Annotated in this window: 12 protein-coding genes; 8 read left to right on the top strand and 4 right to left on the bottom strand. The window is 42.8% G+C overall.

Features of this window, described 5'->3' with window-relative positions:
- Positions 1–48: 48 nt before the first annotated feature.
- Complete coding sequence (locus RTL34_RS03095; RefSeq protein ID WP_312114504.1) at positions 49–3033, bottom strand: LPS-assembly protein LptD; 2985 nt, start codon at positions 3031–3033, stop codon at positions 49–51.
- A gap of 165 nt (positions 3034–3198) precedes the next feature.
- On the opposite strand from RTL34_RS03095, the gene RTL34_RS03090 reads away from it, so the two are divergent.
- From RTL34_RS03090 to tkt, 3 genes are all read left to right on the top strand, one after another.
- Positions 3199–4341 (top strand): aminoglycoside phosphotransferase family protein, encoded by a 1143-nt coding sequence (locus tag RTL34_RS03090; protein WP_312114503.1) that lies wholly within the window; start codon positions 3199–3201, stop codon positions 4339–4341.
- A gap of 6 nt (positions 4342–4347) precedes the next feature.
- Entirely contained in the window at positions 4348–5046 is a 699-nt protein-coding gene (gene murU, locus RTL34_RS03085) for an N-acetylmuramate alpha-1-phosphate uridylyltransferase MurU (protein WP_312114502.1), read from the top strand.
- A 178-nt stretch (positions 5047–5224) separates the two neighbouring features.
- Complete coding sequence (gene tkt, locus RTL34_RS03080; RefSeq protein ID WP_312114500.1) at positions 5225–7222, top strand: transketolase; 1998 nt, start codon at positions 5225–5227, stop codon at positions 7220–7222.
- A 532-nt stretch (positions 7223–7754) separates the two neighbouring features.
- Here tkt and RTL34_RS03075 read toward each other — a convergent pair.
- Positions 7755–8558 carry a UDP-2,3-diacylglucosamine diphosphatase gene (locus RTL34_RS03075; protein WP_312114499.1) on the bottom strand — a complete coding sequence of 268 codons (804 nt, stop codon included), beginning with the start codon at positions 8556–8558 and terminating at the stop codon, positions 7755–7757.
- 9 nt (positions 8559–8567) lie between these two features.
- Positions 8568–9077, bottom strand: coding sequence for a peptidylprolyl isomerase (locus RTL34_RS03070; protein ID WP_060994994.1), 510 nt, complete (start codon positions 9075–9077; stop codon positions 8568–8570).
- Between the two features lie 212 nt (positions 9078–9289).
- Between RTL34_RS03070 and RTL34_RS03065 the strand changes: the two genes are divergently transcribed.
- Positions 9290–11041 carry a glutamine--tRNA ligase/YqeY domain fusion protein gene (locus RTL34_RS03065; protein ID WP_312114497.1) on the top strand — a complete coding sequence of 584 codons (1752 nt, stop codon included), beginning with the start codon at positions 9290–9292 and terminating at the stop codon, positions 11039–11041.
- 356 nt (positions 11042–11397) lie between these two features.
- Positions 11398–12432 (top strand): D-alanyl-D-alanine carboxypeptidase family protein, encoded by a 1035-nt coding sequence (locus RTL34_RS03060; RefSeq protein WP_312114495.1) that lies wholly within the window; start codon positions 11398–11400, stop codon positions 12430–12432.
- A 110-nt stretch (positions 12433–12542) separates the two neighbouring features.
- Here the strand turns inward: RTL34_RS03060 and RTL34_RS03055 are convergent, their stop codons facing one another.
- Entirely contained in the window at positions 12543–12869 is a 327-nt protein-coding gene (locus tag RTL34_RS03055; protein WP_312114493.1) for a TraR/DksA family transcriptional regulator, read from the bottom strand.
- Positions 12870–13147: 278 nt separating this feature from the next.
- On the opposite strand from RTL34_RS03055, the gene RTL34_RS03050 reads away from it, so the two are divergent.
- From RTL34_RS03050 to fba, 3 genes are all read left to right on the top strand, one after another.
- Positions 13148–14338 carry a phosphoglycerate kinase gene (locus RTL34_RS03050; protein WP_138019236.1) on the top strand — a complete coding sequence of 397 codons (1191 nt, stop codon included), beginning with the start codon at positions 13148–13150 and terminating at the stop codon, positions 14336–14338.
- Between the two features lie 175 nt (positions 14339–14513).
- Positions 14514–14918 carry a hypothetical protein gene (locus tag RTL34_RS03045; protein WP_062330384.1) on the top strand — a complete coding sequence of 135 codons (405 nt, stop codon included), beginning with the start codon at positions 14514–14516 and terminating at the stop codon, positions 14916–14918.
- A 210-nt stretch (positions 14919–15128) separates the two neighbouring features.
- Positions 15129–16166: a class II fructose-bisphosphate aldolase gene (gene fba, locus RTL34_RS03040; protein ID WP_007116726.1), complete on the top strand. Its 1038-nt coding sequence runs from the start codon at positions 15129–15131 to the stop codon at positions 16164–16166.
- Positions 16167–16226 lie beyond the last annotated feature (60 nt).

Raw genomic sequence — 16226 nt, 5'->3', positions numbered from 1 at the left:
AATCCTAAAAAACCTCAAGTTTTAGGCAGTTTTTTGCGTAAAAGGCGTTTAGTATTTAGGGTCATAACCCAATACCCGATTACGCATCAAGCTAGCCAGTCGACCGTCACCTTTGTTGGATAACCCATTTAAGCTAATTTCTGCCATGATAGCGTGGTCAGCACTGTCTTTATCACTTAATTCATCATAATAACGGCGAGCATAAATCGATAAGCCATAACAACAGCTATCATAAGTAAAGCCCGCTAACACATCACTAAAACGACTTTTCTCATTGTCGTATTGGACAGCCCCTAAAAACTGCCAATTATCATTAATAGGCAAAACAGCAGAGCCTGTGAAAGCAGAGAGGGCTTTTTGTCCAAATATACTCTCATTGCGTTTGATATACCCTAAGTTATAAAGGCTATTGTAAGTTGGCGCATAACGAAATTGGGTGTTGATATAGTTTAAATCAGCGTTGTCATCAACCGAGCCATCTAAATCTACCCAAAAATCTTGACGCGGTTGGGTGCTTACTTCAAATACGGTACCGGTATTGTCAATTTTTAACCCATCATCGGTATTGTCAAGATGTACCCGAATATCACTCAAATAAATTTGTTTACCCACGCTAGCATCCAAGCGAGTCAAACCATTGCGATCAATATAGCGATAATTTAATGATGGGGTTAGATGATTGTTGTCGGGCAGGCGATCATATCCCAAAAACCATGAATCTTCATACAATTGCGAAAAATTGAGCGATGCCAAACGGGTATTAAAGTTGGGTACGTCAGTCTGGTCTTTATAGGGCGAGTACACATATTTTAGGCGCGGGCTTAATAACTGATAGCCGCCCAATGAGTCATCAAATTTACCAAACGGAGTGCCTGCTTTAAAAAAATTTAAGCCACTGTCAATACTAAACTGCGGTACAAAAATAGATTGGCTTTTGCTATTTTTATCCAGTCCATTGGCGTCGGCTGATTCTTGGTCAAATTGGGTATAAAGGTGCTGTAAACTTACTGACGGGGTCACATATCCCCAAGTCCGCATCATTGGGTAGGCGGCAGTGAGTTTGTTATACAGTCTGCCACCACTTTGCTCAGGCGCAGAGCCATCATCGATTGGGCGTTTAAAATAGGCAAAATCGCTGATACCCGTCAAATCAAATTGGGTCACCCAAGGCACACGATATTTGACCGATAACTGCGGCAGACGGTCATACGGTTTGTCTTTATCCAAGATTTTGTCTGAATTGGTTAAATTACGATCCAGTGTTTGAAAGGTTTCAATCTTGGCAAGCGCAGTCAAATAGTCATTGTAATAATTGGCTTGAATGCGGCGCGGTAAATTTAATTGAACGGTTTCGTCACCCAAGGTCTCAAAATCGTTTAAGAATTTAGGATCTGAGACATACTGGTATAGCGCGTCAATGGATAGGTTAGGGATATCTTTTGACTGCCAATGATGATTATAGTAAAAGCGCTTACGGTCTTCATCATTGTATTGTTTGTCGTTTGGCAGATAAGAGCCTGTCAAGCTACCATAACCAAATTTTTCTGTCAGATAGCGGAACTCACCTGTCAACATCGGATTGCGATCAGTAAAAATGGTTGGCGTGACAGTGGCATCGTAATTTGGCGCTAGATTAAAGTAATAAGGTAACTGTACATTAAAACTCCCTTCCGTACTAAAGCCGCCGCGTGGTAACAAAAAACCACTGGTGCGGCGATCGTCAATCGGAAAGTTGAAATACGGCAGGTACAATACCGGGGTATTTTTGACTTTTAACGTGGCATTATAGGCTTCACCGCGGCCCGTGTCGGTATTGATATCGATGTTTTTGGCATTGATTTGCCAAGTCGGATTGTCAGGCGCGCAGGTGGTAAACATGACATCGTCAATTTCAACGCGGCTTTCATCGACTTTATTAAGCCGTTTGGCATAACCATACGCTTGTAGCGGTACGCTGGCAAACGCCACATCTTTGGCGGTTGCTTTGGTGCTATCCGTTTGGTACGCCAGTTCATCGGCAACGGTAATCAGCCCCCCTTTTGGGCTATCTTTAAGGCTTACACGTGGGTTACCGTCTGTCGATTGGGTACTTTGCGCGGCATCCACCAACAAAACATTACCTTGAGCTGCCGCAATGCCATCTTGCACGTTAACGACCACTTTATCGGCAGAGATTTGCTGACGACCTTGGTTGATTTGCACATCGCCTGACAATTCGGCGTAGTTTTCATTGTCATAATAGCCATAGTCAGCCGAGGCATAAATTGGGAAGCTGCTATTGGGTTGGTCGGTAGCAGCTGCCGCTAATGCCTGTTGTTGATAGATGGTCGAAGTGGGATATACCCAGTTGCCATGACACATGGCGTCTTTTCGGGTCCCTGCTTTTGATTGCGTGTTTGCTTGAGCACCTGACTGTTGACTATCAGGCGTGAGCGGGTTCAGTAAATTTGGATTAGCATTTGAATTAGCACCCGTGGCGCTAGTATCGTCCGTGGTTTGCTGGGTTTTGAGTTGATAAAAGGTTTTGAGCTTATCTAGACTGGCTTGCTGTTGTTGATTTGGGGTAAAGTTGGGACGAGTACGCGCAGAGTTTGGTTTGATGTCAGGCGCGCTAATCGGCGTGATACCTTGATTGGTGGTTACATCGACAGTAGTGGTGCTGTCTGCTGTGGTGGCGATACTACTATCGGTATCGGGCTTTGCAGCTGAGGTATCAAGGTTTTGTTTTTCAATACTCTGTGATTCAGTGGTTTGTGCCTCAATACTTTGTGACTCAATGTTTTTAGCTGCTGTGCTTTGTGCTGTCGTTGCATCATTCGATTCAGTCACGGCTGCTGTCGGCAACACCGCAAGCGCTGAGGTTGAATACAAAGTAGTAAACATTGCCCCAAGCGTCATCGCTAAAACGTTGGTGTGTCGATAAATTTGGTGTAATGATTGATGCAGGCGTGTGGGCTGGGTTGGCAAAGACGAATGTGAAGTTAAACGATTAGAAGTTGACGAAATAGGCGACAATTTCACAGATTTTTTCATTAGACATTTACCAAAGACGCAATATAAAAACCTTCACATCATATCACTAGCACCATCAATATACTATTGCAAAAGATGTTTAAAATTGCAAACATGATAGACGCCACTTGAGAGATACGCAGATTTTCGGTAGCATAACTTATTTTTATTGAGTAAGCCCACCTTATGAACCATCCCGCCGCACAACTTGCCAACCAAGACCCTTCCGATAGCACAGCTTCGCCATCAGATGACCAGCCATGTCAACCACACTCATATGAACAACAGCCACTTGAACAACAGTCACGGGAACAACAGCTGCACACTTGGTTAACCCAAGTTTTTCCAAATCAATCATTGCAGCATGAAAAAATACCTGGTGATGCCAGCTTTCGCAGCTATCATCGCTTAACCGTCGACAATCAACACTATATCGTGATGGATGCGCCGCCAGAAAAAGAATCGGTGAAAGAATTTATCGCCGTGGACAACTTAATGGCAGGTCATGTGCATGTGCCAAAAATGATTGCCACGGATGAACAGCAAGGTTTTATCGTCCTTGAGGATTTGGGAAACACGGATTTTGCCGATGTCATTGCCAAGGATTTAACGGATGCAGGCGAAATGGTAAAAACTGCGCGCTATTATCAGCAGGCAATGCAGGAAATTTTGGCGATTCAAAAGATTGACATCAATGACGCCAAAGCCGTTATCCCAAGTTACGATGATGCCTTGCTGCGCCGAGAAATGGGCTTGTTTAGCGAGTGGTTTTTACCCTATATCGGCGTGACGATTACCCCAGACTTAGAGACGCTGTGGCAAGATTTGCAGTCTGATATTATCCAGCAAGTCATCACGCAGCCTCAAGTGGTGGTGCACCGTGATTTTCACAGCCGTAATTTGATGGTATTAAATCACAGCGATGAGTTGGGCGTGATTGATTTTCAAGATGCTGTCATCGGTGCCTACACCTATGATTTGGCGTCTTTACTGCGAGATGCCTATATCAATTATGATGAAACATGGGTCAACACGCATCTGGCTCATTATCACCAATTGGCGCAAATTGACAAAAGCTTGGCAGAGTTTACTGTGGATTTTAATATCATGAGTATGCAGCGTCATCTCAAGGTATTGGGAATCTTTGTACGTTTGTTCGAGCGAGATGGCAAAGACCGTTATTTGGTAAATCTGCCTAAAGTTTTCAATGATTTATTAACTTGTCTAAAAGCTATCACCCAAAGGGATGAGCATCATACTTTTGATAAGTTTGCTGATTGGATGACCGCCGTCGTTGAACCTGCTTTTCATCAAAAAATCCAAGGATAAAACCCCATGTCAACCACCATCACCCAAGCCATGATTTTATCCGCGGGTAAAGGCACTCGGCTACGCCCTTTAACCTTGACCACGCCAAAACCACTTGTCGAAGTCGGCGGGCAACCGCTTATCGTATGGCATATCAAAGCACTCAAACAAGCAGGTATCACCGATATCACCATCAATGTGTCATGGCTTGCTGATAAACTGCTAAATGCAATCGGGGATGGCAGTCAATACGGTGTCACTATTCATTGGTCGATTGAGCCAGAAGAACCGCTTGAGACAGCAGGCGGTATCAAGCTGGCTTTGGCTAGCGGCAAATTAAAAGACCAGCCATTTATTTTGGTCAATGGGGATGTATGGACGCCTTTTGATTTTGCTCAACTAAGCCAGCTTCAGTTAAACGATTCGCAGGCTTATTTGCTACTCACCGACCAAGCGACGCACAACCCAACTGGCGATTTTGCCTTAGAAAATGGCAAGGTCAAGGCAGATGGTACGCCAAAATATACCTTTGCAGGGATTAGTGTGATGTCACCAAGATTATTGGATACGGTCAAGGTAGGTGAAACTGCGCCGCTTGCGCCACTACTTAAACAAGCCATGCAAGCAGGTTTGGTAATGGGGGATTTGCTGAGCGAGGCGTGGGTCGATGTAGGTACGCTTGAGCGTTTAGAAAATTTGAACCAAAAATTGTCGGCTAACAAGTAATTTGACAGAAAATTGCATCTTTTGCCATTTTGCTTTTATTTGAAAGCCGAGCAAACTAAACGGTTAAAGCTAAAAAAATGACCTAAAACTGTGATAAAATTTGTCACAGTTTTATTTTTAGCATGTTACATACGACAAAATTTAATTCTGCAATTAATTCTGTGATATAGGAAAGCCAATGACAACCCCAATTTCTGAACGTCGTCTTGCCAACGCCATCCGTACCCTAGCTTTTGAAGCGGTGCAAAAAGCCAATTCTGGACATCCAGGCGCGCCGATGGGCATGGCAGATATCGCTGAAGTGTTATGGCGTAAGTTTTTAAAGCACAATCCAACCGACCCAAATTGGCTAAATCGCGACCGTTTTGTGCTATCAAATGGTCATGGCTCAATGCTCCAGTACGCTTTGCTGCACTTGACAGGGTATGACGTTAGCATTGAGGATATCAAAAATTTTCGCCAATTGCACTCTAAAACCCCCGGTCACCCTGAATATGGCTATACCGCAGGTGTGGAAACTACCACAGGTCCGTTGGGTCAAGGGATTGCCAACGCTGTAGGTTTTGCGATTGCAGAAAAAACCCTAGCCGCGCAATTTAACCGAGACGGTCACCAAATCATCGACCACCAAACCTATTGCTTTTTAGGTGATGGTTGTTTGATGGAAGGTATTAGCCATGAAGTTTGCTCATTAGCCGGTACGCTGCAACTGGGAAAATTGGTTGTCTACTATGATGACAATGGTATTTCGATTGATGGTGACGTTGAAGGCTGGTTTTCAGATGACACCCAAAAACGTTTCGAAGCCTATGGCTGGCAAGTGCAAAAAGTTGACGGTCACGATACCGATGCCATCACCCAAGCGACCCAAAATGCTATAGCTGAAAAAAATAAACCCTCACTCATCATCTGTAAAACCGTGATTGGCGCAGGTTCACCCAACAAGCAAGGCTTGGAGGCCTCACATGGCGCACCCCTTGGCGCGGATGAAATCTTGCTTACCCGTCAAGCACTCAAGTGGGATCATGAAGCGTTTGAACTTCCAGACGATATTTATGAAGGGTGGGACTGTACAGTTAAAGGTCAAGCGTTACAGCAATCATGGGAGAGTGAATTTGATGCTTATAAAGACGCTTACCCAGAGCTTGCCAGTGAATTACTTCGCCGTGTGAATGGTGACTTGCCAGCAAATTTTGAGACACAAGCTCAAGAATTTATCAAGGCTTGTCAAGATAACCCAGAAAACATTGCAACGCGTAAAGCCAGCCAAAATTCAATCAATGCCTTACAGCCATTATTACCAGAGCTGCTTGGCGGTTCTGCTGATTTGGCAGGGTCAAATCTGACTTGGTTTAAAAATGCCAAGGCGCTCGAAGATGATGCGGCAGGTAACTATATTCACTACGGTGTGCGTGAATTTGGTATGACGGCGATTGCCAATGGTATAGCCTTATATGGCGGGTTTATTCCGTATGTGGCAACGTTCTTGATGTTTATGGAATATGCGCGCAATGCGGTGCGTATGTCAGCCTTAATGAAACAACGTGTTATTAACGTCTATACTCACGACTCAATCGGTCTGGGTGAAGATGGACCTACTCACCAACCTGTAGAGCAGTTGTCAAGTCTGCGTGCCACCCCAAACCTGCATACTTGGCGCCCGTGTGATACGGTCGAGTCAGCCGTGGCATGGGTAGAAGCCTTGAAGGCAAAATCAACCCCATCCGCGCTGATTTTTAGCCGTCAAAACCTACCGCACCAAGCGCGAGATATCGAGCAAGTAGCCAATATTGCCAAAGGTGGCTATGTACTAGCCAAAGAACAAGGCGAGCTACGTGCCATCATCATCGCCACAGGTTCAGAGATTGAGCTTGCAATGAATGCTTATATTGAGTTGACTGCCGAAGGTTTGGGCGTGCGCGTTGTATCAATGCCGTGTGCTGAAGTGTTTGCCAAACAAGAAATCAACTACCGTGACAGCGTGTTACCACCCCAAGTGCGTGCGCGTGTGGCGGTTGAAGCCAGCCATATCGATTATTGGTACAAGTTTGTAGGGCTTGATGGTAAAGTCGTGGGTATGACCACCTTTGGTGAGTCTGCCCCTGCCAAAGACTTGTTCCCATACTTTAACATCACCACTGATGCGGTGATTCGAGCTGTAAAAGCGGTTGTTTAAGTTGAATTTCTGACTTACTAAAAGGTGGGCAATGCTCGCCTTTTTTATTTCTTAATTAAACGGGTTTTTTTTGCATTCTTTATAGGATGAATACTTGGTACCAATCCAATAGGCTAAAAACACTATCGAAAAAATTATACTCAAAAAATAATAGCTGATTTGGCTCGACACACCTTGCTGAAGTTGAGTTTTTGATAGTTTAATATTTGGGTTGCTAGGTAAATAATAGATGGTAATGCTATCACCTAAAGATTGCTTGTCGCAAATATCTAAGCTAGGGTCTTCAGGTACAGTGTCTATAAAATATTGTTTTTGATTAACTACATAACGATATAAACGCGTGGCTGATAGTCCGCGTCCTTTATTGCAACGAGTCTTTGTAGAATACGCTAAGGTTATAATGCCTTGCTGCTTGATAGTTTGATAAGTGTTAGCCGTTTTGTGATAATTAAAATTGCCAATAAAAGAAAAAATTACTGTAACTATGATTGAAACTACCGCAGCAAATAATAGTAAATTCTTTGATAGCATTTTAGCGATTAACTGTATAGAAAAATTCGACCAAGTTTAGTTGCCCCGACATTGTAACGCCAATGACAGCATTAACACTGTTGTCATTCAATCGCCAATCGCCGAGCACTAACCGTTTTTTATTGCCAATTTGATGAACAGCAGGGCGGTGAGTATGCCCATGAATCAGTATATCTGCTTTTTGCAAGGCTTGTTTGACGGCTTGTTCATTAACATCCATGATTTGCAGGGATTTTTTGGCATTATCAGTTTTGCTTTTTTGGCGTAAATCTTGCGCAATTTGTTGGCGTTTTTTGATGGGTAGCGCGAGTAAAATTTTTTTAGTGATAGGATGTTGGATGATTTTGCGAAAGCGTTGGTAACCTTTATCATCGCTGCACAGCGCATCGCCATGTTCTAGGCGAACTTTTTTGCCATTTAATGTCAAATAAAACGGCTCAAAAATCAATTGCCCGCCAAACTTGTCGCAAAATTGCTGCCCAAGCAGAAAGTCCCGATTACCATGCATGACAAAAATCTGGCAGTTTTTATCGGATAATGTTTTGAGCTTTGCTATAATCGGTTGAAGCGCATCTATTAGGGTATCTGTATCGGCAACATCATCTCCTAACCAAGCTTCAAACCAATCACCGAGAATAAAAAACTGTTTTAGGTTGGGCAATAAAGCCAGTTTATCTAAAAAATCTAAAAAAGCCTGCCCTAAAGGATTAGTGGCAGGCTCATTCATGCTCAAATGTAAGTCACTGATAATAACCTGCGTAATGGCGGAGGGATTATCGGTGACCAAATCTGCAAAACTTTGCATACAAAAAAATTATTTCTCAATTACTTTTGCATGGGTAATCACCACAGGCGTGGTTGGCACATCAGCGTGGAAACCGTATTTACCAGTTGGTACACCTTTGATTTTATTGACAATGTCCATGCCTTCAGTCACTTTACCAAATACCGCATAACCCCAGCCTTGTGGGTTTTTGCCAGAAAAGTTTAGGAAGCTATTGTCTTTTACATTGATAAAAAATTGCGCAGTCGCTGAATGTGGGTCAGAAGTACGTGCCATTGCAATCGTGCCGACTTCATTTTTTAAGCCATTATCTGCTTCATTTTGGATTGGGGCATTGGTAGATTTTTCTGTCATGTTGGCGTCCATACCGCCACCTTGAATCATAAAACCGTCAATGACGCGGTGAAAAATCGTGCCATCATAATGGCCTGATTTGACGTATTCTAAGAAGTTTGCCACGGTATTGGGGGCTTTTTCTTGATTGAGTTCGATAACGATGTTACCCATGGTGGTTTCTAATTCTACATATGGCATATCCATTGTGTGCTCCTAATGGTTTTTATGGTTAAAAAAACGTATCTTGCAATTGTTGTGGCTATCCTAGCGATTTTCAATCAAAAAGTCAGTATTTAGTTTGCAAAGTTGGCAAAATTAAATGTTTCAATTAAATTCATTTAAGTTTTTTCGATGTCAAAAAACTGCTAGAATGGCAGATTAGTTCACCATTTTTGTAATAGGTAAGGGGCAACCAAATGACGGCGACGACCGACAAAAATACAAAAACCAACGATACAGCAGCCAATAGTGAAAAAAATGACTTTATCCGTGCGATTGTACGCGATGACCTTGCTTCGCAAAAATATAGCCAGATTGTGACCCGTTTTCCACCTGAGCCCAATGGCTACTTACATTTGGGTCATGTCAAATCTATTTGTCTCAACTTTGGGCTTGCTAAGGAGTTTGCAGGGCTGTGTAACCTGCGGTTTGATGACACCAATCCTGATGCTGAAGATCAGGAGTTTGTCGATAATATCAAAGATGATGTCAAATGGCTCGGTTTTGATTGGGCAGGCGAGGCGCGCTATGCGTCTAGTTATTTTGGTCAGTTATATGATTGGGCGGTCAAATTAATCAAACAAGGCGATGCCTATGTTGATTTACAAAGTCCTGAGGATATTCGTGAAAACCGCGGCAATTTTGGTCAAGCAGGTAAAAATTCACCTTACCGTGACGCCAGTGTTGAAGAGAATTTGCAACGCTTTGACGATATGAAGCTTGGCAAATATGGCAACGGTGAAGCGGTGCTTCGTGCCAAAATCGACATGGCAAGCCCCAATATGAATATGCGCGATCCGATTTTGTATCGTGTCATGCACCAAGCGCATCACCAAACAGGCGATGATTGGTGCATTTATCCCATGTACGATTATGCTCACCCATTGTCAGATGCAATCGAAGGTATTACGCATTCGATTTGTACCCTAGAATTTGAAGACCACCGTCCGTTTTATGATTGGGTGGTAGATAAAGTGGGCTTTGACAAAGAACCACACCAATATGAATTTGCACGCCTAAACGTAAACCACATTTTGACCAGTAAACGCAAACTCAAAAAACTGGTTGAAGATGACTTGGTGAGCGGTTGGGACGATCCGCGTATGCCGACGATTGCCGGTATGCGCCGCCGTGGTTATACCCCTGAAGGCTTACGGGATTTTTGTGACCGTGTAGGCGTCAGCAAGTCAGACGGTGTGGTGGATTTTGGCTTACTCGAGTTTAGTATCCGTAACTCATTAGAGCATGTGAATCGTTCCATGGCGGTGCTAAGCCCACTAAAAGTGACCATTACCAATTTTGATGAAGCGGTTGCCAATGTTGAAGCACTTAAAAAAGACAGTGTAAAAACTAAACTCGACAATGGGGTTTTATGGTTGACCCAGCCTAAAAATAGCCATGATGACAGCCAAGGTATGCGTGACATTCCTTTTACCAAAGAAATTTATATTGATAAAGGGGATTTTGAAATCACGCCGCCTGAAGGCTATAAACGTTTATCACCGCAAAACCCAGAAATCCGCTTACGCAATAGTTATGTGTTAAAGATTGAGGAAAACATCACTGACGACAATGGCGAAGTGGTAGGGCTAACAGCGACTATTGACCCAAAAACGTTGGGCAACAATCCAGAAGGTCGTAAGGTTAAAGGTGTGATACATTGGGTGTCGGCAAGCTTGGGCAAACCTGCCAAAGTCCGTCTGTATGAGCAGTTGTTCACCCAAGAAGACCCCGCCAAAATTGACATCAATAATTTAGCCGCAGAGATTAATCCCAATTCACTACGTGAAGTAGATGCCATTGTCGAGCCTTCTTTATCACAAGTCAATGCAGGCGAGCGTTTTCAATTTGAACGCGAAGGGTTTTTTGTGGCAGATAGTAAAGACTATTCACCAGAGTATTTGGTGTTTAACCGTATTGTGACCTTAAAAGACAGTTTCAAACCATAAATTATCTTTAACTTAAAAATTAGCTGGCATAGCAATATGTCAGCTTTTTTTGTAAAAGGATATCTTAACATATTGTTACTTATAGTTTTATTATTGTATTAGCTAAACGGTTTTTTTTATTTTTTTACATGCGTAACATTTGTACTGTGCTAAACTACTCACGTAAATTTAAGTCAGTCTTGCGTAATCAATCCGTTATTCTTGTTAGATTTTGTAACTTTTAATGGCTTGATTTTAATGGCTACTAGGCTTAAGGTATGGTTGTTCATCTGTTCTTCGTAAATATATTGGTAGTTTTGGTAACTGTATGCTTTATCCAACAGCAAGTTAACCATGATTTGATTGAGAGTGTTGAAATGAAAACATTGTTAAAGAAAACGTTGTTAAGTGCTGTCATTGCACTGGTGGGCGTACAAAGTAATGCTGAATTAAATATGCAGACAGGTAGCCAGGCTAAAGTTAGTTGGGGTGGGCAAGGTAGTTTAGATAAAGCCCGTGCCATCATGTATAACAGCACGCCACAGACGACAAGTTTTAATAGCGGTAATTATAATAACTATAACAATGCATACAGTGAGGATGATAGCTACAATCCAGCGTGGTCTCAAGATAGCACGCGGGCTTCGGGCAGCTATTTTGCCAATTCTAAAGGTGCTTTGGTAGTGGATGCGTTAACAGGCAATACCATTTATGAAAAAAATGCTGATATTGCGCGTCCGATTGCGTCAATTAGTAAATTGATGACAGCTGTGGTGGTGGCAGAATCAGGCGCTAACATGGGCGAAACATTGACGATTAGTCCATTAGATTTCAAAACCCCAAAACAATCGGGCAGTGACCGTCTAAAAGTTGGCGATCAGCTTAATCGTGCTGAAATGCTACTGATGATGATGATGAAATCAGAAAATCCCGCGGCTAAAGCATTAGCACGTACTGACCCTATGGGCTATGACAATTTTATCAGCCGTATGAACCAAAAAGCGCGTGAATTGGGGATGACGCAAACCCGTTATTATGACCCATCGGGTTTGGATTCTCGGAATGTGGCATCACCGCGTGATTTGGCAATTTTGGCGCGCTATGCTTATAAGCATAATTTAATTAGCCAGTTTAGTACCACGCCTAGCCGCCAATTTGGGGTAAATAATATCAATTCAGGTTACCGCACGGTTGCGGCGCGCAGTACCAATTACATGGTACGCGATGGTCTATACAATATTGGCCTATCAAAAACAGGGTATATTCGTGAAGCGGGCAACTGTGTTTTGTTTGAAACCAATGTCGGTAATCGTCCAGCCATCGTAGTGTTATTGGGCGCCAATGACTCAAAAACCCGTTGGAACGATGCAGAAAATATTATTGCTAATTTAAGCATGCGCCGATTCACCTAATCAATTCGCAATTAATTGACTGATTTTTTGAAAAAAAAGCAAGGATAACTTTCCTTGCTTTTTTATGGGTGAAAGACTACCAAAATCAGCTATTTGGTATGTTTTGTAAGCTATTTAGCGTGTTTCATACAGGTGGTCGCAAAGGGTACTGCTTCTAGACGCTCAGGTTCGATTTCTTCACCACTCACAGCGCAAATACCGTAAGTACCATTTTCGATACGAAGTAAGGCATTATTCACCAATTCAAGGTTTTGCTTGGCTTCGACTAGCAAGTTTTTACGTACATCGTTTTGCTCATTAATCACCGCTTGGTCATCCCAATCTTGGGTCATATCCGTATCAGGATTTTGCATATCATGTTGGATTTTATACACGCGAGTTTGGTATTCTTGTTTTAGGTCAAGTAATCGTTGTTTTGCTTTGTCAAGGTCAACCATACGGCCTCCAATTTTATAATAAAATATTGAACGCAGTGCTGCGTTCATGTTGTTGTTTTTATAAGCTTATCATCAACACCCTTCTTAATAAAGTAGTAATATAGTAGTAATACCGTGTTATCACCGCGCGTGGCGTTAGTTGATAGCATCAATAATGTTAAAAATACTCAAAATATGCTAATCTACGCTTATTTTTTTATTCAATTTTTGTTGTCATGTGACGACGTTTTATCAACCCCTACGGGTCACCATCCTGTTGTTAACTTAGAGGTTAATCCATGCAATTTGCTCGTTTAAACGATATTGATGTTTCTGGCAAAACAGTTTTGATTCGCGAAGATTTAAATGTACCGTTAAAAGATGGCAAAATTGCCAATGATGCCCGCTTAAAAGCAAGCTTGCCTACTATTCAGTTGGCTTTAGATAAAGGCGCAGCGGTTATCGTGTGTTCGCATCTAGGTCGCCCAGACCCCTCAAACCCTGAAGCCAAATATTCATTGCAGCCAGTCGCAGATTATTTGGGCGATGCCCTTGGCAAACCTGTCAAATTGGTGACCGATTATGCCCAAAATAATGTGACAGTAGCCCCAGGTGAAGTTGTGCTACTGGAAAACGTACGTTTTAATGCGGGTGAAAAGAAAAACGATGCCGCTTTATCTGAACGCTACGCCGCTTTATGTGATGTATTTGTGATGGATGCTTTCGGTACTGCTCACCGTGCTGAAGCGTCAACGGAAGGCGTTATCGCCAAAGCAAAAATTGCTTGTGCAGGCCCATTATTGGCGGCAGAACTTGATGCATTAGCCAAAGCTTTAGACAATCCAGCCAAGCCAATGCTTGCGATTGTTGGCGGATCGAAAGTTTCTACGAAGTTGGATGTGCTTAAATCATTGGCAAAAATCTGTGACCAAATCATTGTGGGCGGTGGTATTGCCAATACATTCTTGGCAGCCAAAGGTGCCAATGTCGGTGCATCGCTATATGAAGCGGACATGGTGGAAACGGCGAAAAGCATTATGCAAGAAACCCATGTTTTACTACCTGACGAAGTGGTCGTCGCCAAAAAATCACAAATTGATTTTGATGATTTTTTGGGCTCGCTAGAATCTGCCGATGCCGTAACCAAATCTGTCAATACCATTGCAGATGATGAAATGATTCTAGACATTAGCCCAAGCAGTGCGGCGAAACTTGCCGATGCGATTAAAAATGCCAAAACCATCTTATGGAATGGACCTGTCGGCGTATTTGAAGTCGATAAATTTGGGGAAGGTACCAAAATCGTCAGTGAAGCAGTCGCAGCAAGTGAAGGCTTTAGCATTGCAGGCGGTGGTGATACGCTCGCTGCGATTGATAAATACAAGGTCGCCGATAAAGTAAGCTACACATCAACAGGGGGTGGGGCGTTCTTAGAATTTGTGGAAGGTAAAACCCTACCTGCCGTGCACGCACTGAGCCAACGTGCCTAAATGCTAACAATCATTATCATTAATTCAGCGATTTAAATTTATCATCGCTGAATTAATGTAATGTTAAGTTAATATTTGTATGGTAAACATTGTAATTAATTGCACCAAAAATATATTGTCGATAAGATATTATATAAGTATGTATACCCATATGTTTGGCGTTTAAGGAATTAATATGTTAAAACGTAATTTAGTATTGGCAACTTTATTAGCCACTTTATCAATCACGGCATGTAGTAAAAAAACGGAAGAAGCTGCAGCTAACGGTCAACCTGAAGCCGCAGCAAGCGCAGCGGGTCAAGACATTAAAGACGCGACTGCAAGTGCCGCCAGTGCAACAGCAAATGCAGGTGAAGCTGTAGCAAGTGCTGCTACCACGGGTGCCGCGGTTGCCCAAGGCGCAGCAATCAACGCAACTGAAGCTGTTGCCAATGGTGCCGCGCAAGCCACCGCAAACGTAGCCTCTGCTGTAGCGACTGGTGCAGCCAATGTAGCACAAGGTGCAGAAGCGGTTAAAAACGATGCAGCAAATAGCAATACTGATATTCAAACAACCGTGCCAGAAAAACAAAAATACTAATTTTAGCATTCAGCCTAAAAAAGCCCCAAAAGCATTTTGGGGCTTTTTATTGGGTTAGCTATTTTTTCATGATATCCATCATTTCAAAGTTATTTTTTTTGAATTTAAATTGTAGCGCACTTCTGTTATACTCAAGCCTTGTCTAACACGGCAAAACCCAATTTTTCTAAAATTTTCAATTGATTATTAACTTTACTAAGAGAAAGTAATATGGCTTTGATTTCTTTGCGTCAGCTTTTAGACCATGCAGCAGAAAACAACTATGGTGTTCCTGCATTTAACGTCAATAACTTAGAGCAAATGCGTGCCATTATGATGGCAGCCGATGAAACCAACTCACCTGTGATTGTGCAAGCATCGGCAGGCGCGCGCAAATACGCGGGTGCTCCATTTTTACGCCATCTTATTTTGTCTGCTATTGAGGAATGGCCACATATTCCCGTGGTTATGCACCAAGACCATGGTACTAGCCCAGAGGTTTGCCAGCGTTCAATCCAATTGGGTTTTTCATCGGTGATGATGGATGGCTCGTTAAAGAGTGATGGTAAAACCCCTGCAGACTATGATTATAATGTGGCAGTGACGCGTGAAGTAGTAAAACTCTCTCACGCTTGTGGCGTATCAGTAGAAGGTGAAATTGGTGTTTTAGGTAGCCTTGAAACGGGTATGGCTGGTGAAGAAGATGGCGTAGGGGCGGAAGGTAAACTTGATCATTCACAGCTATTAACCAGCGCCGATGAAGCTGAGCAATTTGTTAACGATACCCATGTTGATGCCCTAGCCATTGCAGTCGGCACTAGCCACGGGGCTTATAAATTTACCCGGCCACCTACCGATGATATCTTATCGATTGCCCGTATCAAAGAAATTCATGCCCGTATTCCTAATACTCACCTTGTGATGCACGGCTCTTCAAGTGTGCCACAAGAATGGCTCAAAGTGATTAATGAAAATGGCGGCAATATCGGTGAGACTTATGGTGTGCCAGTTGAGCAAATCGTAGAAGCCATCAAACATGGTGTACGTAAAGTCAATATCGACACCGATTTACGTTTGGCATCAACCGGTGCGATTCGCAAATTCCTCGCTGAAAACCCAGCAGAATTTGACCCACGTAAATATTTTGCCAAAACCATCGATGCCATGAAAGCGGTTTGTATCGATCGCTATACTGCATTTGGTACAGCGGGTAATGCGGATAAAATCCGCCCAATTAGTCTAGAAAAAATGGTTAGTTTCTATAACTAAACACTAGAGCTAAGTTTTAGCAAATGACTAATAAGCATGGCATTCAAGAGAGCATGACAT

The sequence above is a fragment of the Moraxella sp. CTOTU47915 genome, from assembly GCF_031986685.1.
In the GTDB taxonomy this organism is placed as follows: domain Bacteria; phylum Pseudomonadota; class Gammaproteobacteria; order Pseudomonadales; family Moraxellaceae; genus Faucicola; species Faucicola tetraodonis.
Note: the sequence above shows the minus strand (reverse complement) of the source record. Positions and strands in the feature narration are given on the sequence as shown.